The sequence below is a fragment of the Streptomyces sp. NPDC050418 genome, from assembly GCF_044458745.1.
Taxonomy (GTDB): Bacteria; Actinomycetota; Actinomycetes; order Streptomycetales; family Streptomycetaceae; genus Streptomyces.
In genome coordinates this window covers 224692-245712 of the sequence record NZ_JBITIG010000001.1, presented here as the reverse complement: position 1 = coordinate 245712, position 21021 = coordinate 224692, and the positions used below count along the sequence as shown (strand labels likewise).

At 70.4% G+C, this 21021-nt stretch carries 19 protein-coding genes; 15 read left to right on the top strand and 4 right to left on the bottom strand.

Annotated features, from left to right (window positions below; translation table 11 throughout):
• The first annotated feature begins 17 nt into the window (after positions 1–17).
• The 9 genes from ACIBI4_RS01145 to ACIBI4_RS01105 all read left to right on the top strand — a co-directional run bounded on the left by ACIBI4_RS01145 (position 18) and on the right by ACIBI4_RS01105 (position 8834).
• Positions 18–1004 carry an ABC transporter substrate-binding protein gene (locus tag ACIBI4_RS01145; protein ID WP_399201408.1) on the top strand — a complete coding sequence of 329 codons (987 nt, stop codon included), beginning with the start codon at positions 18–20 and terminating at the stop codon, positions 1002–1004.
• Positions 1005–1098: 94 nt separating this feature from the next.
• Positions 1099–1659, top strand: coding sequence for an NADPH-dependent FMN reductase (gene ssuE, locus ACIBI4_RS01140; protein WP_399201407.1), 561 nt, complete (start codon positions 1099–1101; stop codon positions 1657–1659).
• Positions 1660–1714: 55 nt separating this feature from the next.
• Entirely contained in the window at positions 1715–2887 is a 1173-nt protein-coding gene (locus ACIBI4_RS01135; RefSeq protein ID WP_399201406.1) for an LLM class flavin-dependent oxidoreductase, read from the top strand.
• Positions 2884–3807 carry an LLM class F420-dependent oxidoreductase gene (locus ACIBI4_RS01130; RefSeq protein WP_399201405.1) on the top strand — a complete coding sequence of 308 codons (924 nt, stop codon included), beginning with the start codon at positions 2884–2886 and terminating at the stop codon, positions 3805–3807. Before ACIBI4_RS01135 ends, ACIBI4_RS01130 begins: the two co-directional genes overlap by 4 nt.
• Positions 3808–3855: 48 nt before the next feature.
• Positions 3856–5088, top strand: a complete 1233-nt coding sequence (locus ACIBI4_RS01125; protein ID WP_399201403.1) for an LLM class flavin-dependent oxidoreductase — start codon at positions 3856–3858, stop codon at positions 5086–5088.
• Between the two features lie 19 nt (positions 5089–5107).
• Complete coding sequence (locus tag ACIBI4_RS01120; RefSeq protein ID WP_399201402.1) at positions 5108–6505, top strand: NtaA/DmoA family FMN-dependent monooxygenase; 1398 nt, start codon at positions 5108–5110, stop codon at positions 6503–6505.
• Positions 6502–7575: an LLM class flavin-dependent oxidoreductase gene (locus tag ACIBI4_RS01115; protein ID WP_399201401.1), complete on the top strand. Its 1074-nt coding sequence runs from the start codon at positions 6502–6504 to the stop codon at positions 7573–7575. The genes ACIBI4_RS01120 and ACIBI4_RS01115 overlap by 4 nt, the downstream gene beginning before the upstream one ends.
• A gap of 74 nt (positions 7576–7649) precedes the next feature.
• Positions 7650–7805: a hypothetical protein gene (locus tag ACIBI4_RS01110; protein ID WP_399201400.1), complete on the top strand. Its 156-nt coding sequence runs from the start codon at positions 7650–7652 to the stop codon at positions 7803–7805.
• A 159-nt stretch (positions 7806–7964) separates the two neighbouring features.
• Entirely contained in the window at positions 7965–8834 is an 870-nt protein-coding gene (locus tag ACIBI4_RS01105; RefSeq protein ID WP_399201399.1) for a glutathione S-transferase C-terminal domain-containing protein, read from the top strand.
• A gap of 182 nt (positions 8835–9016) precedes the next feature.
• On the opposite strand, the gene ACIBI4_RS01100 is transcribed toward ACIBI4_RS01105, so the two are convergent.
• Positions 9017–10231, bottom strand: a complete 1215-nt coding sequence (locus tag ACIBI4_RS01100) for an MFS transporter (protein ID WP_399201398.1) — start codon at positions 10229–10231, stop codon at positions 9017–9019.
• Between the two features lie 299 nt (positions 10232–10530).
• On the opposite strand from ACIBI4_RS01100, the gene ACIBI4_RS01095 reads away from it, so the two are divergent.
• Genes ACIBI4_RS01095 through ACIBI4_RS01075 form a run of 5 tightly spaced genes read left to right on the top strand, consistent with a single transcriptional unit; the run spans position 10531 to position 16136 of the window.
• Complete coding sequence (locus tag ACIBI4_RS01095; RefSeq protein ID WP_399201397.1) at positions 10531–12144, top strand: ABC transporter substrate-binding protein; 1614 nt, start codon at positions 10531–10533, stop codon at positions 12142–12144.
• Entirely contained in the window at positions 12141–13115 is a 975-nt protein-coding gene (locus ACIBI4_RS01090) for an ABC transporter permease (protein WP_399201396.1), read from the top strand. Before ACIBI4_RS01095 ends, ACIBI4_RS01090 begins: the two co-directional genes overlap by 4 nt.
• The gene (locus ACIBI4_RS01085; RefSeq protein ID WP_399201395.1) at positions 13112–14008 is read left to right on the top strand and encodes an ABC transporter permease; all 897 of its coding nucleotides are present in this window, start codon (positions 13112–13114) and stop codon (positions 14006–14008) included. The genes ACIBI4_RS01090 and ACIBI4_RS01085 overlap by 4 nt, the downstream gene beginning before the upstream one ends.
• On the top strand, positions 14005–15120 hold the full coding sequence (locus ACIBI4_RS01080) for an ABC transporter ATP-binding protein (protein WP_399201394.1): 1116 nt from the start codon (positions 14005–14007) through the stop codon (positions 15118–15120). Before ACIBI4_RS01085 ends, ACIBI4_RS01080 begins: the two co-directional genes overlap by 4 nt.
• A complete protein-coding gene (locus ACIBI4_RS01075) occupies positions 15117–16136 on the top strand; it encodes an ABC transporter ATP-binding protein (protein ID WP_399201393.1) in 1020 nt (339 codons plus the stop codon). The genes ACIBI4_RS01080 and ACIBI4_RS01075 overlap by 4 nt, the downstream gene beginning before the upstream one ends.
• Before the next feature lie 70 nt (positions 16137–16206).
• On the opposite strand, the gene ACIBI4_RS01070 is transcribed toward ACIBI4_RS01075, so the two are convergent.
• Together ACIBI4_RS01070 and ACIBI4_RS01065 are read right to left on the bottom strand one after the other, a co-directional pair.
• Entirely contained in the window at positions 16207–17412 is a 1206-nt protein-coding gene (locus ACIBI4_RS01070; protein ID WP_399201391.1) for an amidohydrolase family protein, read from the bottom strand.
• Positions 17413–17496: 84 nt separating this feature from the next.
• Positions 17497–18969, bottom strand: a complete 1473-nt coding sequence (locus tag ACIBI4_RS01065) for a chlorohydrolase family protein (RefSeq protein ID WP_399201390.1) — start codon at positions 18967–18969, stop codon at positions 17497–17499.
• Between the two features lie 201 nt (positions 18970–19170).
• On the opposite strand from ACIBI4_RS01065, the gene ACIBI4_RS01060 reads away from it, so the two are divergent.
• Positions 19171–19839, top strand: coding sequence for a GntR family transcriptional regulator (locus ACIBI4_RS01060; RefSeq protein ID WP_399201389.1), 669 nt, complete (start codon positions 19171–19173; stop codon positions 19837–19839).
• 160 nt (positions 19840–19999) lie between these two features.
• On the opposite strand, the gene ACIBI4_RS01055 is transcribed toward ACIBI4_RS01060, so the two are convergent.
• Positions 20000–20935, bottom strand: a complete 936-nt coding sequence (locus ACIBI4_RS01055; RefSeq protein WP_399201388.1) for a carbamate kinase — start codon at positions 20933–20935, stop codon at positions 20000–20002.
• Between the last annotated feature and the right edge of the window lie 86 nt (positions 20936–21021).

The following is a 21021-nucleotide window of genomic DNA, read 5'->3' as shown; positions in this document are numbered from 1 at the left end:
ACATAAGGAGAACGACCGTGTCCGCCACCCTCGTCCGCCGCCGTACCGCCGCAGCCGCATTCGGGCTCGCCACCGCCCTCGTTCTCGCCGCCTGCGGCAACCCCTCCGAGGACACCACCACCGAAGTCGCGGCGGAGAAGGGCACCACTACGAAGATCAACACCAGTCCCGACCAGAAGCGCGTCTCCACAGGAAAGGTCGACTCCATAGCCGCCGAAGTCCCGGAGAAGATCCGCAAGAGAGGCACTCTGGAGATCGTCGGCTCCTCCGGCTCCGCCGCTCCGCTGACCTTCTTCGCCACCGACAACAAGACCGTCATCGGGGTGGAGCCGGACCTCGCGTATCTGGTCGCCGACGTCCTCGACCTCGAACCGAGGATCAACACGGTGTCGTGGGAGAACATCTTCGTCGGTCTGGACTCCGCCAAGTACGACGTCGGCTTCAGCAACATCACCGTCACCGAGGAGCGCAAGGAGAAGTACGACTTCGCCACCTACCGCGAGGACAACCTGGGCTTCGGCGCCAAGAAGGGGCGCGACCTGAAGGTCGACGGACCCGAGGACGTGGCGGGCCTGAATGTCGCCGTCTCCAGCGGCACCAACCAGGAGAAACTCCTGGTCGAGTGGAGCAAGGAGAACGAGAAGGCCGGCCGCGAGCCGGTGGACATCAAGTACTACCAGAACGACAGCGACACCTACCTCGCCGTCCAGTCCGGCCGCATCGACCTCTACCTCGGCCCCAACCCGACCGCGGCGTACCACGCGGCCACCAGCGGCAAGACCGAGGTCGTCGGCACGTACTCCGGCGCGGGCGCCACGCTCCAGGGCCTCATCGCGGCCACCACCAAGAAGGACAGCGGCCTGGCGAAGCCAATCGCCGCCGCCCTCAACCACGTGATCGAGAACGGTACTTACGCCAAAGTCCTTGCCCGATGGGGCCTGGACGGCGAGGCCGTCACCGAGTCCGGGATCAACCCGCCCGGGCTGCCCAAGACCAACAAGTAGGCCCTTTACGGCCGGGGCCGGCAGGCCCTGCCCCGGCCGCACGGACACCCGACTTCCGCCCGACTCCCGCCCGACACCTGCGAAAGGTCCCCGCATGGCCACCATCCTGTCCGTCTCGGGCAGTCCCTCCGCCACCTCCCGCACCGCCCGCCTCCTGCGCCACCTCGACACCCGGCTCGCCGCGCAGGGACACGAGGTCATCCCGCTGGACGTCCGCACGCTCCCGCCGCAGGCCCTGCTGCACGCCGACTTCGGCCACCCGGCGATCGCCGAGGCCACCGCACAGTTCGCCGCGGCCGACGGGGTGGTGATCGGCACCCCCGTCTACAAGGCCGCCTACTCCGGGCTGCTCAAGTCGCTCCTCGACCTGCTCCCGCAGTACGCCCTGACGGGCAAGACCGTCCTGCCGCTGGCCACCGGCGGCACCACCGCGCACGTCCTGGCGATCGACTACGCGCTGCGTCCGGTACTGGCCTCCATGGGCCCCACCCACATCACTCCGGGCTGGTTCACGCTCGACAAGGACATCTCGGTGGGCGACGACGGGGCGCTGACGCTCGCGCCGGGCGCGGCCGAGGGCCTTGCCCAGGTCACCGACCAGTTCTCCGCGGCACTGGGCGGGCGCCCGCGCGCGCTCCTCGCGGCCACCGGCTGAGTCACGCAGCCGTGACGGCGCACCTGTAGCCCGACCTTCGAACGGAGCATCCACCATGTCCCTCACGTTTCACTGGTTTCTGCCCACCAACGGCGACAGCCGGCATGTCGTCGGAGGAGGCCACGGAACCTCGGTCACCGCTTCCGGCCTCGACCGGCCCCCGACGGTCGCCTACCTGAGCCAGATCGCCCAAGCCGCCGAGGACCTCGGCTTCGCCGCCGCGCTCACCCCGACCGGCGCATGGTGCGAGGACGCGTGGCTGACCACCGCCATGGTCAGCCGGCACACCGAGCGCCTGAAGTTCCTTGTCGCCTTCCGCCCCGGCTCCGTCTCACCCACGCTGGCCGCGCAGATGGCGTCCACGTTCCAGCGCCACAGCGGGGGCCGGCTCCTGCTGAACGTGGTCACGGGGGGCGAGAGCCAGGAGCAGCGGGCCTTCGGCGACTTCCTCGACAAGGACGCCCGTTATCGCCGTACGGGCGAGTTCCTCGACGTCGTACGGGGATTGTGGGACGGCAAGACCGTCGACCTGCGAGGCGAGCACCTTCAGATCGAGGGCGCGAAGCTCGCCCGGGTGCCGGACCCATTGCCCGAGGTGTACTTCGGCGGCTCCTCACCTGCGGCCGGTGAGGTCGCCGCGCGGCACGCCGATGTCTACCTCACCTGGGGCGAACCGCCCGCGCAGGTCGCGGAGAAGATCGCGTGGATCCGGAGTCTCGCGGCGCGGCAGGGACGCACCCTGCGCTTCGGCGTGCGGCTGCACGTCATCACCCGCGACACCTCCGAGCAGGCCTGGGCCGATGCCGACCGTCTCCTGGCCGGCTTCGACCCGGAAAGCGTCAAGGCGATCCAGGCCGGCCTGGCCCGCAGCGAGTCCGAGGGGCAGCGGCGCATGCTCGCCCTGCATGACGGCGGGAGCCGCGAACGCCTGGAGATCCACCCGAATCTGTGGGCCGGCATCGGCCTCGTGCGCGGCGGCGCGGGCACCGCGCTGGTCGGCAGCCACGACGAGGTCGCCGACCGGATCAAGGAGTACGCGGCCCTGGGCATCGACGAGTTCGTCCTGTCCGGCTATCCGCACCTGGAGGAGGCGTACTGGTTCGGCGAGGGCGTCCTGCCGCGCCTCAAGGCCCAGGGCCTCTGGCACCACCCTCTCGACGCGCGGCCGGCCCCTGCGCCGACACCGCTCGCCGGCGCAGGCGCCGTGGCACCGGGAGGCCGGACATGACCGTCGGAGTGGTGCTGACCTCGACCAGCACCGTGCCCGGGATCGACACCACCGTCGAGCTCGCCAAGGAGGCGCAGGAGGCCGGGCTTCGCTCCGCGTGGTTCGCCCAGACCTTCGGCTACGACGCCGCATCGCTCGCCGCGATCGTCGGCCGCGAGGCGCCCGGTCTGCAGGTCGGAACATCGGCGATCCCCGTCTTCGGCCGGCATCCGCTCCTGGTCTCCAGCCAGGCCCAGACAGCCCAGGCCGCCACGCACGGCCGCTTCCACCTCGGGCTCGCGCTCGGCACCAAGCACCTGACGGAAGACGGCTTCGGCATCCCGTACGAGCGTCCCATCGCCAGACTGCGGGAGTTCCTCACGGCTCTGCGCCCGCTGGTGGCGACCGGCAGCGCCGACTTCCACGGCGAGCTGCTCACCGCCACCACACCGCTGCCCGCCAAGGTGCCGGGCGCCGATCCGCCGGTGCCGCTCCTCGTCGCCGCCATGGGGCCGCAGGCGCTGCGCGTCACGGGCGAACTCGCCGACGGCACCCTTCCGTTGCTGGCCGGGCCGCGTGCCATCGCCGAACACATCGTGCCGGTGATCACCGCCGCGGCCGCCGCGGCGGGCCGCCCCGCACCCCGCATCGTCGCCTTCGTGCCCGGCGTGGTCACCGCAGACGCCGAGGCCGTACGGGAGACGGCGACCGAGGCGTTCGCGTTCTACGAGCGGATTCCCTCGTATCAGCGGGTGATCGAGCTCTCCGGCGCCACCCGGGCCGCCGACCTCGCCGTGATCGGCGACGAGGAGACCGTCGCGGCCGAGGTCCGGCGCTACCGCGAGGCCGGTGCCACGGAAGTGGTGTTCACGGCGACGGGCCTTGGCGGCGAGGCCGACCGGCACCGTACCTGGAAGCTGCTCGGCGAGCTGGCCCGGTGACGACCTGAAAGCGACCTGAAAAGGCCGCACCCGTCGGCATCGCTCCTCATGACAGAAAGGCTCGGTTTCGTGTCCACGAAACTCCCCGTTCCACTGCACCTCGCCGTCGCCCTGGACGGCACCGGATGGCATCCGGCCTCCTGGCGGGAACCCCAGGCCCACCCGCGGAAGTTGTTCACCGCAGGCTACTGGGCCGGCCTCGTCACCGAGGCCGAGCGAGGGCTGCTCGACTTCGTGACCATCGAGGACGGTCTCGGACCGCAGTCTTCCCACTTCCTCGACCCGGACGAGCGCACCGACCAGATCCGCGGCCGCCTCGACGCCGTACTCATCGCCTCCCGCGTCGCCCCGCTGACCCGCCACATCGGCCTCGTGCCGACGGCAGTGGTCACCCACACCGAGCCATTCCATCTCTCCAAGGCGATCGCCACGCTCGACTACGTCAGCGGCGGACGGGCCGGCCTGAGGGTGCAGATCACAGCCCGCCCCAACGAGGCGGCGCACTTCGGCCGTCGCCATATCCCGCACATCGGGGCCTACGACAGCCCTGACGCACAGGAAGCGGTGACCGAGCTGTTCGACGAGGCCGCCGACTACGTGGAGGTGGTGCGCCGCCTGTGGGACAGCTGGGAGGACGACGCGGAGATCAGGGACGCTGCCACCGGCCGCTTCATCGACCGTGACAAGCTCCATTACATCGACTTCGAGGGAAGGCGCTTCAGCGTCAAGGGCCCCTCCGTCACTCCCCGTCCGCCGCAGGGCCAGCCGCTGGTGACCGCCCTCGCGCACCAGACCGTGCCGTACCGGCTTGTGGCCCGCCAGGCGGACGTCGGCTACGTCACCGCGTACGACACCGTCCAGGCGCGTGCGATCGTCGCCGAGATCCGCGGCGAACAGGAGGCGGCGCGCCGCGCCGAACAACCGCTGCACATTTTCGGTGACCTGGTGGTCTTCCTGGACCACGATCCGGCCGCGGCCGAAGCCCGCCGAGTCCGCCTCGATGCCCTGGCCGGCTCCCCGTACACCGGCGACGCACCCGTCTTCACCGGCACACCCGCCGGTCTCGCCGATCTGCTCCAGGAGTTGCAGACCGCCGGACTCAGCGGCTTCCGGCTGCGCCCGGCCGTCCTCGGCCACGACCTTTTGGCGATCACCCGCGGTCTGGTCCCCGAACTCCAGCGCCGCGGAGTCTTCCGCCGCGCCTACGAGGCCGACACCCTGCGCGGCCTGCTCGGCCTGACCCGCCCCGCCAACCGCTACGCCACCGCAGCGACCGCCTGAGCCGGAGGGACCGTACGCCATGACCAAGCCGCTGAAGCAGATCCACCTCGCCGCACACTTCCCGGGTGTCAACAACACCACCGTGTGGAGCGACCCACAGGCGGGCAGCCACATCGAGTTCAGCTCCTTCGCGCACTTCGCGCGGACCGCCGAACGCGCCAAGTTCGACTTCCTCTTCCTTGCCGAGGGGCTCCGACTGCGCGAACAGGGCGGGGAGATCTACGACCTCGACGTCGTCGGCCGACCCGACACCTTCACCGTCCTGGCCGCGCTGGCCGCAGTCACCGAGCACCTCGGTCTGACCGGCACGATCAACTCCACCTTCAACGAGCCCTACGAGGTCGCCCGGCAGTTCGCCTCGCTCGACCACCTCTCCGGCGGGCGTTCGGCCTGGAACGTGGTCACGTCCTGGGACGCCTTCACCGGCGAGAACTTCCGCCGCGGCGGCTTCCTGCCGCAGGAGGAGCGCTACTCCCGCGCCGAGGAGTTCCTCGCCACGGCGAACGAGCTGTTCGACTCCTTCCGCGGCGACGAGATCCTCGCCGACCAGGCCACCGGCACCTTCTTGCGAGACGCGAAGGCAGGCGTCTTCGCCCACACCGGACAGCACTTCGACATCCACGGCCAGTTCAACGTCCCGCGCACGCCCCAGGGACGCCCCGTCATCTTCCAGGCCGGAGATTCCGAGGAGGGGCGCGAGTTCGCCGCGTCCTCGGCCGACGCGATCTTCAGCCGGCACGCCCAGTTCGACGCGGGCCGGGCCTTCTACGCGGACGTCAAGTCCCGCCTGGCGAAGTACGGCCGCCACCATGACCAGTTGCTGATCCTTCCGGCCGCGACCTTCGTGCTCGGCGACACCGACGCTGAGGCGGAGGAACTGGCCCGCGAGGTGCGACGGCAGCAGGTCAGCGGCGCCACCGCCCTCAAGCACCTGGAGTTCGTCTGGAACCGGGACCTCTCCGCGTACGATCCGGATGGCCCGCTGCCCGACATCGACCCGGACGTCGACGACGACCACATCTCCAAGGGCAGGGCGCAAGTCCGCATGTACCGGGACCCTCTGACGACGGCCCGCGCATGGCGCGAACAGGCGGCCGCCAACAACTGGTCCATCCGCGATCTGGTCATCAACACCGGCAACCGGCAGACATTCACGGGCTCCCCGGCCACCCTCGCCAGGACACTGAACGACTTCGTCCAGGCCGACGCCGCCGACGGCTTCATCCTCGTCCCGCACCTCACCCCGACCGGCCTCGACGCGTTCGCGGACAAGGTGGTCCCGCTCCTGCAGGAGCAAGGCGTGTTCCGCACGGAATACGAAGGCCCCACCCTGCGCCACCACTTGGGCCTCGCCCACCCCGATGACGTACGGGAAGAGCATGAAGACGCCGTGAACGAGCGGCGGTTGGGGTCGTGAAGTTCCTCGCCATCACGTTGATCGTGCACCGGCCGGACCCGGTCACCGGCCTGCAGAAGCCGACCCACGACCGGTTCCGCGAGGTCCTCGGCAACGCGCTGCTCGCCGAGGAGCTCGGCTTCGACGGCTTCGGGGTGGGGGAGCGGCACGAGCGTCCCTTCCTCTCCTCCTCTCCGACCGTCGTCCTCAGCTACATCGCCGCACTGACCCAGCGCATCCGACTGTTCACGGCCGTCACCACGCTCAGCCTTCTCGACCCGGTGCGCGCCTACGAGGACTACGCCACCCTCGACCACCTCGCTGACGGACGTCTCGACCTGATCATCGGCAAGGGCAACGGGGCCGCGCAACGCGACCTGTTCCACGTCACTCCCGGCGACCAGTGGGACCGTAACGCCGAGAGCTACGAGGTGTTCCGGCGGATCTGGCGCGAGGACAAGGTCACCGCGGCGACCCGGTTCCGCCCGCCGCTGACGGACGCCGAGGTGTGGCCGCGGCCGTACCAGCGGCCCGTCCGGGTCTGGCACGGCAGCGCCACGAGTAAGGAGTCGGTGGACCTGGCGGCCCGCTACGGCGACCCACTGTTCTCGGCGAACGTCACCCATCCCATCGAGCCGTACGCGGAGTTGATCCGCCACTACCGCGAACGCTGGGAGCACTACGGGCACGATCCGGCGAGGATCGCTGTCGGCGCCGGCACGGCGGGTGTGTACGTGGCGCGCACGTCCCAGGCGGCCCTCAACGCGTACCGCCCGGTCTTCGAGGCGAACCTCGCGTTCCAGAAGGAGTCCGGTCTGCCGGTGGTATTCGAGACCCTGGAGGATTTCGCCGACCGCAGTTCCGCCCTGATCGGCAGCCCGCAGCAGATCATCGACAAGGTGCACCGCTACCACGAGCAGTTCGGGCACACGGTGCTGCACGTGCAGGCGGACGCGGGCGGGCTGACGGACGAGCAGCACCGCGCCTCACTTGAACTGTTCCAGTCCGAGGTGGCCTCCGTGCTGCGTGACGAGATTCCCGACCCGCCCTTCAGCTGGGCACCCGTGGCACCGGCGTTGGCGGACCGCTGAGCGAGGCCCTCTTGACGCGCCTCGGCCGCGGGCCGACACTCAACCTGGGAATCCTAGTGAACAGGTAGGGAATCATGGGCCGTTCCGCACCGGACCTCGGCAGTCTCGCCGTCGGTATCGCCGTGCGGCCGCCGCTCCTGCTCACCTCCCGCCGTCACATCGATCTGCTGCGCGTCTGCAGCGCGGCGCCTTCCCCGCGTGAGAGCGGGCCGGACTCCGCACGCGACTGAACATCCCGCGTGCGTGGTCGTTGGTCCCGGCCACGCCGATGCCGTCGTGCGCCGCCGCTCTCGTCTGTCGCCCCCCTCCGGTAGTCCGTACGCGCGTATCCGCGTATCCGCGTATCCGCGTATCCGCGTATCCGCGTGACCAAGCACCCAGGGAGACGCATGTCCGCCACATCCCCGACAGCCGAGCCGTCCTTCCGGGGCAGGATCGGCGGTGACACACGCAGTGGCTATTACGCGGCGCCGTACCGCTACCGGCTCCACCTGTCGCTGTCCTGTCCGCACTGTCTGCAGATCGCTGTCACACACAGTCTGCTCGGCCTCGGCGACACCCTTCCGGTGACGCTGCTGCCCGCCGTACCCGACTCACCCGACGGCGGACACCGTGCCTTGCGACCGCTGTACCAGGCCAGTTCTCATCGGTACCCCGGCCCGACGGTTGCGCCTGTGCTCAGTGACGACTGGACCGGACGGATCGTCAGTACGCACGCCCCCGACATCCTGTGGGATCTGGTCCGACGGTTCAGCGAGCAGGGCCTCGCGCTCCACCCGTGCGGCGCCGAGCCGGAGTTCGAGACCGTGCGCCGCCTGTGCGAACACGGCGTAGGCGTCGCCGCCCAAAGGGCCGGCCGGGCCGGTGGTACCCCCGCCGCGCGCGAGACCGCACTGGCCGTGCTGCTGCGTGCGCTGGACCTCCTGGAGCGGCGCCTCGCCTCCCACGCACACGTCCTGGGCGATGAACTCACCCTCGCGGACGTACAGGTGTGGGTGACCTTGGTGCAACTGGACACCGTCCACCGCCACCACTTGGACGCCGCCGCGGTCCACCGGATCACCGACCACCCCCACCTCTGGGCATACGCCCGGCGCCTGGCGGCACACCCTGCCTTCGGCCACCACCTCGACCTCGACGACATCACCCGCAGACACCACGCCCACTGCCGGGGAGCGGAAGCGGCGGGCGCGGCGGTGCCGATCGTGGAGTGGGCGGCTTGCGTGGGGGAGCGTCTGCTGAGGTCGGTGCGGACCTAGGTCGGTTCGGGGACCGATTGGAGGTTGCCCACCACGCGGGCACACGGCTCGTCAGCTCACGACGCACGCTAGCGCGAAGCCGTGGAGCCGATCGCCCTACCCGGCGGTGACTCCGGGATCGAAGCCGGTGACTCCGGGATCGAAGCCGGTGGCCGCCCCGGCAGGCGGTGCTCTCGCCCTTTCTACCGCCGCGTGGTGTAGCCGATCAGTGCCGCGACCCCCGCGAGTGCGGCCACGCTCGTGAGCGCAATCGGCAACGTGAACCAGTCCGCCATGAACCCGATCGCAGGCGGCCCGAGCAGCATGCCGCCGTAGCCGAGCGTGGAGGCCGTGGCGACGCCGCTGGGGCCCGCGAGGGCGCCGGCGCGTTCGATGGCGACGGGGAAGAGGTTGGCGAGGCCGAGGCCGGTGATGAGGAAGCCCAGGAGGGCGAGCCAGATGGTGGGGGCGAGTGCGCCGAGGAGCATGCCCGCGGCGGCTGTCGTGCCGCCCGCGATGAGGATCGGGGTCTGGCCGAGGCGTTCAAGCAGCGTCGTTCCGCTGAGGCGGCCGATCGTCATCGCGCCGGCGAAGAGGGCGTAGCCGGCGGCGGCCATGCCGGGGTGGGCGCCCAGGTCCTGTTCGAGGTGGAGCGTGCCCCAGTCGGCGAGTGCCCCTTCGCCGAAGGCGGTGCACAGTGCGATGAGGCCGAAGATCAGCACCATGCGGCGGGTGCGCGGGTCGAGGCGACGCGAGGGCGCTGAGGAGGCGTCGGGCCGGTCGGGCGCCGGTGGGGGTGCGAGGCGCAGGAGGGCGCGGCCCGCGAAGAGGGTGACCACCAGCCCGATCAGGGTGAGGGTGAGGAGGTGGTGCGTGGGGGAGAGGGAGCCCGCGATCAGGCCGCCGAGTCCCGCGCCGACCATGCCGCCGAGGCTGAACGCGGCGTGGAAGCTGGGCATGATCGGGCGGCGCAGGGCCGCCACGAGGTCGACGGCGGCGCTGTTGAAGGCGACGTTGATGCCGCCGTAGGCCGCGCCGAAGAGCACCAGGACCGCTGCCAGGGCGGCCGCGGAGTGGGTGAGCGGAGGCAGTGCGACGCTCAGGGAGAGCAGGACCGCGCAGACGACCGTCACGGGGTGGCTGCCGTAGCGGCGGCAGAGGCGTCCGGTGAGCATCATCGTCACCACCGCGCCCGCCGAGACACCGAGCAGCGCGAGTCCGAGCGCGCTCGACGAGGCCCCCGTCTGCTCCTTGATGGCCGGGATGCGCACGACCCACCCCGCGAAGATGAAGCCGTCGAGCGCGAAGAACACGGTCAGGACGATGCGGAGGCGCTTGAGGTCGCGGATCGGCGCGACACTGCGCGGTGACCGGGAGGGCGGGGTAACGGTGGCCCCTAGTTTGTTTATTTGCGGCACAAAACAAGAGCGTAGGGGTCGGGGGCGGTTCTGCACAAGGCGGCCTGGCGGCGGAGGTGGGGCTGTCGAGAGGCAGAGGTGAGCACTCCTCATGAGTCGGTATACCAAAAACTCGAATCGGTAACGATCATCCAGAGTGTGGGCGTCCGGAATGGGCGCTATGGGTCGGGAATATGGGATGCGCAGGGGCGAATAGATGCCGCTGTCCAATAGGTGGGACGGGATAGCGGTATACCGTGACGCCCCAGCGCGGCCCAACCGGGCCTGCGCCCCCTGCTCGTGTAAGGAGGTGTGGTCCCGTGCGTCGCCTACCTGCCGTGCTCGCGGCGGCCGCATTGCTGACGCTGGCCACCGGCTGCGGCTCGCTCGCCCCGCCCGGTCAGCAGACCGCCGCGGAGCCCCGGCTCGAAGACTCCCGCCCCGTTCGGGACGGCGGAACGGCCGTCATCGGCCTCAAGTCGGACCCCGACATGCTCGATCCGTCCCTGACCGGAACCCTGGTCGCCCGGACGGTGTTCACCTCCATGTGCGAGCAGCTCTACGACGTGGACCGGAACAACCGGTTCGTGCCGCAGCTCGCCGCGTCCCTGCCGAAGATCAGCAAGGATGGCAAGACCTTCACTTTCGACGTACGCCGCGACGCGCGCTTCAGCGACGGCGCCAAGCTGGACGCGAAGGCCGTGAAGATCTCGCTCGACCGGCATCTGCACCTCAAGGGCTCCGGCCGCGCCTCCGAGATCGACTCGGTCGAGAAGGTCGAGGCGATCGCCCCGTACACCGTGCGGCTCACGCTCGACCACGCCGACACCCCGCTGCTCGGCCGCCTCGCCAACACCGCGGGCCTGATCATGTCGCCCAAGGCGATCGAGAAGTACGGCAGGGACTTCGCCACGCACCCGTCGTGCGTCGGCCCCTTCAAGTACGACAAGCGCGTCATCGGCGACCGCATCGAGCTCAAAAAGGATCCGCTCTACTACGACGCGGACAACGTCCACCTCGACGGCGTCACGTACAAGACCATCACCGACGGCAATATCCGCCTCGCCAATCTGCGCTCCGGAGATGTGCAGATAGGCGACCAGATGGGCCCGGTCGAAGTGAAGAGCGCCATGGGGGACAACGAACTCCAACTGCTCAACACGCCCTCGCTCGGCTATATGGCGATCACGCTCAATGTCGGCAACACGGACGGGATCGACAAGCCCCCGGGCAAGCTCGACACCCCCTTCGGCCGCGATGTGCGCGTCCGTGAGGCCTTCGATCTGGCGCTGGACCGGAAGCTGATCAACAAGGTCGTCTTCCAGGACATGTACGCGCCGGCCTGCGGCCCCGTACCGCCCGGCACCCCGCTCAGCACACCGGTCACGTGCCCCGGGCGCGACGTCGAGAAGGCGAAGAAGCTCCTGAAGGAAGCCGGGGTCAAGACGCCGGTGCCGCTGGAGCTGATGATCAACACGACGCCGGAGGACAACCGGCTCGGCCAGGTCGTCCAGTCCATGGCCAAGGAGGCGGGCTTCGACGTCCGCCTGCGGCCCACCGAGTTCGCCACCGGCCTCACCCGCACCCTCGCGGGCGACTTCCAGGCGCGGACCGGCGGCTGGGGCGGCCAGCCCGACCCGGCCGGCAACATCGACAGCCTCGTCGGCACGAACGGCAGCAACAACCAGGGCAAGCTCTCCGATCCCACGATCGACCGGCTCATATCCGAGGGGCGTTCCACGGCCGACGTGTCCGAACGCAAGGAGATCTACCGCCAGTTGACCGAGGCGATCAACAAGCAGCACTCGGTGCTCTACCTCTACCGGAACATCAACTACGCGGTCGCGGCCCAGGACATCAGCGGTATCGCACTCTCCGGCGACGGCCTCATCCGCGTCAAGGAAGCCGGTTACGTGAAGGGGGCGCAGGGATGACCACCGCCCGCAAGTGGCTCACCTCGTATCCCGGCCGCCGTCTCGGCCAGGCGCTGCTCACCATGGTCCTCGTCAGCATCACGGTCTTCGCCGGTGTGCGCGCCATGCCCGGCGACACCGCGCAGGCGATGGCCGGTGAGCAGACCGACCCGGCGGTGCTCGAAGCGATCCGCGAGGAGTACGGACTCAACGACAACATCGTGGTCCAGTACTGGAACTACGTCAGCCATGCGGTCACCGGCGACTTCGGTACGTCGGCCCGCAGCGGCCTGCCCGTCCTGGACTCGATCCTCGACGCGCTGCCCATCACCCTCGAACTGGCCGCGCTCGCACTCCTGTTGGCGATCGTGCTCGGCATCGGCGCCGGTGTGGTCGCGGCCGTGCGGCGCGGAAAGCCCGAGGAGTGGCTGGCGAACGGCATCGCGTTGCTCGGGATGTCGGTGCCGACATTCTGGCTCGGCATGCTGCTCGTTCTCGCGTTCGCCATCGCCATCCCGGTGTTCGCGGCCTCCGGCTTCGTGCCGTTCGGGCAGGACCCGGTGGAGAACCTGCGCCGGCTGATCCTGCCCGCGATCGTGCTCGGCAGCGGACTCGCCGCCGTCGTGATGCGCCAGACCCGCGCCGCCATGCTCGACGCGCTGTCCTCGGACTACGTGCGCACGGCCCGCGCCAAGGGCCTGTCCCGGCGCGCGGTCATCGGCTCGCACGCGCTGCGCAACTCGCTCGTCACCGTGATCACCGTGCTCGGCCTGCAGCTGGGCCAGCTGATATCCGGCGCCGTCGTCACCGAGCAGGTCTTCGTGCTGCCCGGCTTCGGCAAGCTCACCATCGACGCGGTCTTCACGCGTGACTACGCCATGGTGCAGGGCGTCGTGCTCTTCACCTCGGCCGCGTACATCCTGATCAATCTCCTGGTCGACCTCCTCTACTCGGTCGTCGACCCGCGTATCCGTCTGGGAGGCTCGCGATGACGGCCGCCGTCGACACCGCTCCCGTCGCGCCGGCCGCCGTGGCGAAGCCCCGGGGCCGCGCCGCCGACGCCTGGCGCAAGCTGCGCCGCAACAAGCTCGCGCTCACCGGCGCGGTCCTCGGCGCGCTCTTCGTGCTCGTCGCCGTGTTCTCCTCGCTGCTCACGCCGTACGACCCGGCGCAGCCAGACTTCGACAACGTGCTCGCCGCCCCGAGCTGGGAACACTGGCTCGGCACCGACGACCTCGGGCGCGACCAGCTCTCCCGGGTCCTCGTCGGTGTCACCGCGTCGATGCAGGTGGGTGTGCTCGCCGTGGCGCTCGCCTTCGTCGTCGCCGTACCGCTGGGGCTTCTCGCGGGCTACTACGGGAAGTTCGCGGACACCGTCGTCTCGCGCCTGACCGACACGATGCTCGCGTTCCCGTTCCTGGTGCTCGCCGTCGGTCTGGCCGCGGTGCTCGGACCATCCCTGAAGAACGCGACGATCGCGATCGGCATCTCGCAGATCCCGGCGATCGTCCGCATCACACGCGCGGAGACCCTGCGGCTCAAGCACCTCGACTACGTGGGTGCGGCGGTCGCGAACGGCGGCGGTGACGGCACGATCCTGTTCCGCCACATCCTGCCCAACGCCACATCGGCCCTGATCGTGCAGGCGACGGTCGGCGTCCCATCGGCGATCATCGGCGAGGCGGTGCTCAGCTTCCTCGGACTCGGGGTGCAGCCGCCGTCCCCGTCGCTCGGCGTGATGCTCTCCAGCGCGCAGCCGTTCATCGCCAACGCCCCCTGGATGGCGGTCTTCCCGGGCCTCGTCATCGTGCTCGCCACGCTGGCGTTCAACCTGCTCGGCGACGGCGTCCGCGACATCCTCGACCCCCGAGGAGGCTCCCGGTGACCACCACCGCACCTTCCCCCGCAGCCGAGGCGGTCACGACCGGACCCGTCCTCAGCGTCCGCGACCTGACGGTTTCCTTCGCCGGCCCCGACGACACGGTGCACGCCGTGGACGGTGTCTCGTACGAACTCGCGCGCGGTGAAGTCCTCGCCGTGGTCGGCGAGTCCGGCTGCGGCAAGTCCGTCACGTCGATGGCCGTCATGGGGCTGCTCCCGCCGACGGCCCGTATCGGCGGCTCCATCACTCTCGACGGACAGGAACTCGTCGGCGCGGGCGAACGCACCTGGCGTTCGCTGCGCGGCCGCCGGCTGTCGATGATCTTCCAGGAGCCGATGACGTCCCTGAACCCGGTCCTGACGGTCGGCCGTCAGATCAGCGAAGTGCTCATCCGCCACCAGAAGCTGAGCAAGAAGGAGGCCCGCGCGCGGGCCGTCGAACTGCTCGACGTCGTCGGCATCCCCGCGCCCGAGCGGCGCGTGGACGAGTATCCGCACCAGCTCTCCGGCGGGATGCGCCAGCGCGTCATGATCGCCATCGCGGTCGCCTGCGACCCGGCCGTGCTGATTGCCGACGAGCCGACGACCGCGCTCGACGTGACCGTCCAGGCGGGCATCCTCGACGTCCTGAAGTCGCTGCGCGACCGGCTCGGCACCGCGATCGTGCTGATCACGCATGACCTGGGCGTCGTCGCCGAGACCGCCGACCGGGTGCTCGTGATGTACGCGGGCCGCCCGGTCGAACAGGCCCCGGTGGACGAGCTGTTCGCCTCGCCCTCGCACCCGTACACCCGTGGTCTGCTCGGCGCGGTCCTGCGTCCCGGCACCCGTACGAAGGACGGCAGGGCGCGCCTCAACGAGATCCCGGGCCTGGTGCCCGACCTGCGGGTCCAGCCCGACGCGTGCTCGTTCGCGCCACGCTGTGCGTTCGCCGAGGACGACTGCCGTACGGGACGGCCGCCGCTGCGGACGCTGCCCGTGCTCCGTGCCGGTTCCGGTGACGACACGACTCCCGGCGAAGACACGACACCTGGCAACGACGCGACTCCCGGGAACCACCGGATCGCCTGCCACCACCCCGCCGCCCGGCAGTCCGAAGAGGAGGTCTCCGCATGACCGAACAGGCCACCACCCCCGTCCTGGAGGTCCGGGACCTCCGGCGCCACTTCCCTGCCCCGTCCGGCAGCGTCCGCGCGGTCGACGGCGTCTCGCTCAGGATCGGACCCGGCGAAGTCGTCGGGCTGGTGGGGGAGTCCGGCAGCGGCAAGTCGACCGTGGGCCGCTGTGTGGTCCGCCTCGACACCCCCACCGGGGGTGACGTGATCATCGACGGTACGGATGTGACGACCCTGTCCGCCCGGCAGATGCGGCCGCTGCGCAAGAAGGTCCACCTGGTCTTCCAGGACCCGTCCTCCTCGCTCAACCCGCGGATGACGATCCGGCAGATCATCGCCGAACCGCTGCGGCTGCACGGCCTGGCGAACCGCGCGGAGGCCTCCGCGCGCGTCGACGAACTCCTGCGCCAGGTGGGCCTGCGGCCCGAACTGGCCGACCGCAACCCGCATCAGCTCTCCGGCGGCCAGCGTCAGCGCGTGTCCATCGCGCGCGCCCTGTCCGTGGAGCCGGCGCTGCTCGTCGCCGACGAACCCACCTCGGCGCTCGACGTCTCCGTGCAGGCCTCGGTGCTCAACCTGCTCGCCGACCTGCAGAAGGAGCGCGGCTTCGGCTGCCTGTTCATCACGCACGACCTTGCGGCGGTGGAGTACCTCGCCGACCGGATCGCCGTGATGTACCTGGGCCGGATCGTCGAACAGGCCCCGGCGGCCGAGCTGTTCGAGGATCCGAAGCACCCGTACACGCAGGCGCTGCTGTCCGCGGCACCCGTGCCGGACCCGCAGGACAAGGAGTCGCGGGAGCGGATCGTGCTCAGCGGCGATCTGCCCAGCCCGCTGGACCCTCCGTCCGGCTGTCACTTCCACACCCGCTGCCCGTTGGCCACGGACCGCTGCCGCACCGAGACCCCGGAGCTGCGGGTGCTGCCCGCCGCCGAGGAAGGCGGCATGTGGCGCGAGGTCGCCTGCCATCTGGTGGGCGAGGACGGCAAGGCGCCCGACGCGCGGGCCGCTGTCTGACCGGTCGAGTCGTCGCACGACGAGGCCCCCGCCCTGAGATTCGGGGCGGGGGCCTCGGTCATGCTGTCGGTCAGACGAGCTGCAGCTGGTCGGCGACCACGCGGCCCGCGTGCAGCACGGTGCGGTCCGAGCCGCGGTCCATCACCGCGGACGACACGGTGTCGCCCTCGACGAGGATCAGGTCGGCGGCGTCACCGACGGACACACCCGGACGGTCGGCCGTCGAGATCAGGCGCGGCAGCGACGGGTCGAGGATCGAGTGGCCGCCGCGGCTGGCCACGGCCCAGGCGTGCTCGATCAGTTCGTCGGCGCGGTAGCGGCTGGTGAAGGCCAGCTGCCAGGTGCGGTCGAGCATGTCGCCGTTGCCGTACGGGGACCAGAAGTCGCGCTGTCCGTCCTCGCCCAGACCGACACGGACGCCGGCCTCGGTCAGGTCGACCAGGGGCAGCGCGGTGAGCTGCTGGGCCGGCGCGATGGTGGCCATGGAGATGTCGAGGTCCGCGAACTCCTCGATGAGACGACGGGTCGTCGCCTCGTCGACCGTGCCGAGCTCGTACGCGTGGGAGAGCGTCACCTTGCCCTGCATGCCGAGCGCACGGGTGCGCTCCAGGATCAGGTCGGTGCTGAACACGCCCAGGTGACCGGGCTCGTGCAGGTGGATGTCGACCGGCGCCTGGTGGCGCTCGGCCAGTTCGAAGACGATGTCGAGGTGGCGCACCGGGTCGCGGTCCAGGGTGCACGGGTCGATGCCGCCGACGACCGCCGCGCCCGAGGCGAGCGCCTCGTCCATCAGCTCCGGGACGCCCTTCTCCAGGAGCAGACCGGCCTGCGGGAACGCGATGATCTCGAGGTCGGCGCGGTCCTTGTGCGCCTCCTTCGCGGCGAGTACACCCTCGAAGCGCTCGAGCCCGCAGTCGGCGTCGATCTGCGCGTAGCTGCGCACCCGCGTCGTACCGCGCTCGATCATCCGGCCGAGCAGCCGCGTCGTACGGTCGGCGACCGGGCCGTCCTCGCGCCAGTGCTCACGGTCGTTCATGGTCATGCCCCACACGCCCGGCTTGCCGGTGTGCGGGCGGAACGGCAGGCCTACGCGGTTGGAGTCGAGGTGGCAGTGCACGTCGGAGAACGACGGCAGCGCGAGCCGGCCGCGGCCGTCGATGGACTCCCCGACCGAGGCGCGCGCCGGGTCGTGCGGCAGCACGGCGGTGATCCGGCCGTCGGTGAGCTCGATGTCGGAGGCCTCGCCGCCCCACGGGCGGACGTTCCTGATGAGCATGGGTGGTGGCTCCTTGGTGTTGTACGGGGGTGAGATCCGAGTGGTCTCGTACGGCGCGTGGGCCGTGGTGGTGCACGGGTGCGGTCAGCCGGCCACTTCGGTGAACGGCGGGAACGTGGGCGGGAACAGCTCGTCGGCAGTACGGCGCTTCACGTCCCGTTCGCCGTACGCGGCCCGCATCTTGGCGAAGAGCGCCTGGGCGTCGTCGCGCAGCCGCGCGAGATCGACGCCGGGCAGGGTGCCGTCCACGAGGACGGGGCGGCCGTCGACCACCGAGTGGGTGGCGTTGCGGGCGGTGCCGTTGAGGAGCAGGGTGCGCACCGGGTCGTCGAGAACCCCGTCGCGGAAGTCGTCGAGGCGGAAGGCGACCAGGTCGGCGCGGGCTCCGGGCGCGAGCCGCCCCAGGTCCTTGCGGCCGAGCGCCCGGGCGCCGCCGAGCGTCGCGGCCTCCACATAGGCCTCGGCGGGAGCGGCGTCCGCGCGGCCGTCGACGGCCTTGGCGAGGTGCACCCCGAGGTCCATGCCGCGGACGAGGTCCGGCGGGAACGAGTCGGTGCCCATGCAGAGGTTGAGGCCCGCGTCCCGGTAGCTGCCGAACGAGTGCAGGATGTCGCCGTAGCGCAGCGAGGTCTGCGGGCAGTGGATGACGGAGGCACCGGACCGTACGAGCGTGTCGAGGTCGCCGTGGTCCTCGCCGGACACCGACGGGTGGCGGTCGATGACGATGCCGTGCGGGATCAGGATGTGGGTGTCGAACAGGCCGGTGCGCTCGATGAGTTCGAGCGGGGTGCAGCCGTACAGGCGGCGGACCAGTTCGCGTTCGACCGTGCCCTGGAGGCAGTGGAGCCGGACCGGGACGCCGCGGCGGCGCGCCAGTTCGGCGGTCGCGCGCAGGAGTTCGGGTGTCACCGTCTCGATGCGGCAGGGCAGCAGGGCTGCCTCGACCAAGGGGTCGGCGAGCCGCTCGACGTGGTCGAGGAACCGTTCCGCGTCCCGCAGGCCCTGCCGTCCGCGTTCCTCGTCGAAGTGCAGATCGCGGCCGCCGTCGGCGGTGACGACGTTGACGGCCGAGCGGTAGCTGGGGCCGAGGTAGCCTCGCAGGCCGATGCGGCGCGAGGTCTCGGCCAGGTCGGTGAACTCGTCGAAGGTCTCCGCCCAGGAGCAGTGCACCTCGGAGGCGATCGGCATGTAGGTGGTGATGCCGTGCAGCGCGAGCTGCACCAGCGCGTACTCGCGGACGGTGGCGCGCTCGGCGCGCGTGAAGACGTCGCGGCTGTTGTGGGCGTAGGTGTCGGACCATTGCAGGCCCGGGCCGAGTTCGGCGGACGCCCAGGAGTCGAGGACGAGATGGTCGATGTCGGTGAGGGCGTCGAGGTCGATCAGGCCCGGCATCACCAGCCGGCCGCCCAGGTCCACGTCCTCGTCGACGGGGCCTTCCCAACCGCGGCCCACATGGACGATCGTGTCGTCCTGCCACACCACCTCGCCGTCCCGGAGCAGTACATGCTGTCCGTTCTGATGCGCGAGCACATGGGCGGCGCGCCAGCGAGTGTGCACGAGGGCCTCCTGCGGGTAGGGCGACTCCTCGGACTCTAACACTTGGCATACCAAATTGAGTGGCGGATGCGCCTCTGATGTGGAGGTTTAGCCGAATCCGGGTCGGGATCGCGCACCTGAAGTCGTAACGGTATACAAACATTGGCCCGTTCGGCGCCGCGTGTGGACGCGTGGGCGATCTCGGATGCGAAAATGGCGGGCATGGCAACGGCTGAGGAATTCACCCCCGAGTCGGAGCGGGTCATGAACACCCTGCGCGACGAGATCATCGAGGGCACACGCGCTCCCGGCAGCAAGCTGGTCGAGCGCGAGATCGCCGCCGAGCTGGGCGTGTCCCGGCTGCCCGTGCGCGATGCGCTGCGCAGCCTCGTCAGCGAAGGGCTGGTGACGCCCCGGCCGCGCACGTGGGCGGTGGTGCGTGAGTTCACGCACTCCGACATCTCCGACCTCAACGAGGTGCGCTCGGCGCTGGAGACCCTGGCCTTCCGGCTCGCCGCCCAGCGCCGTACGCGCGCGGGTCTGGAGAAGCTGCGGGCCGACCTGGACGCCGAGCGGGTGGCCGCCGCCAAGGGTGACGGGGCGACCGCGCGCCGCAAGGCGGCCGATTTCCACGAGACGGTCACGGAGATGGCCGACAACGCGCTGCTCAACGAGCTCGACGGGATCCTGCAGAGCCGGATGCGCTGGCTGCTCGGCCAGCACGACGACTTCGACGTCTTCCTGCAGGAGCACGAGGACCTCTACCAGGCCATCGAGGCGCGGGACGTCGAGCGCGTCGAGCGCCTTGCCGCCCAGCATCTCGCGACCAGCACGGCGAACATTGCGCAGCGCCAGCGCATGACGGGAGTCGTCGAGCCGGCGGACGCGTGAGCTTCGTCGAGCCGGCGGACGCGTGACCTTCGGTGGACGCGTGACGAAGGCCGACGAAGGCCGAGGGTGACGCGCCACGGCATGACGAAGAACGGCGGCGGGCCCCCTTGGGGACCCGCCGCCGTTTCCTGTGCGAGGCGCGTGAGCCTTGCCGGTCGCCCTACTTGGCGACGTACTCGATCCCGCCGTCCACGTCGGCGCGGATCTCCGTGCCCACCTTGCGCGCGAGCAGGTCGTCGAGGCGCTCGAGCGGGCCGATCAGGGTGCGGCCGCCGGCCTGCGCGACGCGGATCGCGGCGTCGACCTTGGGCTTCATCGAGCCTTCGGCGAACGCGAGCTTCGCCAGGCCCTCGGGGGAGGCGGTGAGGATGTCGCGCTGCTCGGGCGTGCCCCAGTTCTCACTGACGAAGTCGCCGTCGGTGAGCATGATCAGCATGTCCGCGCCCAGGTCCGCGGTGAGCGTGGCGCTCGCCGCGTCCTTGTCGACGACGGCCTGCATGCCGATCTGCCGGCCCTTGGAGTCGGTGCGCACCGGCACACCGCCGCCGCCGACGCACACCACGAGCGTGCCGGCGTCGAGCAGGTTGCTGACCAGCGGCGCCTGCATGATGCGGATCGGCTCGGGGGAGGGGACGACGCGGCGGAAGGCGCCGCCGTCCTTGGCGATCGTCCAGCGGTACTCGGCGGCGGCCTCCGCGGCGTCCTGCGCCGAGTAGGTCGGGCCGATCAGCTTCGTGGGCCGCTCGAAGGCCGGGTCGGACTCGTCGACCTCGGTCGTGGTGATCACGGCGGCGACCTCGCGCTCGCCGACGAGCGCGTTCGACAGCTCCTGCTGGATCACATAGCCGATCATTCCCTGGGTCTCGGCGCCGAGGATGTCCAGCGGGTACGCGGCCACATCCTGGTATGCCAAATTCTGCAAGGCGAGAAGGCCGACCTGCGGGCCGTTGCCGTGCGTGATGACGACCTCGTGCTCGCGGGCGAGACCGGCCAGGGCCTGGCAGGCCCCGCGCACGTTGGCCCGGAGGTGATCGGCGGTCATCGGCTCGCCGCGGCGGGCCAGGGCGTTGCCTCCGAGGGCGACGACGATGCGCATGTGATGTCCCTTGCTTTGGTTGCCTGGTGCTTGCGTTCGCTATCCAGGTCGCGAATGGTATACCAATATAGGAGACGTTGACGGAA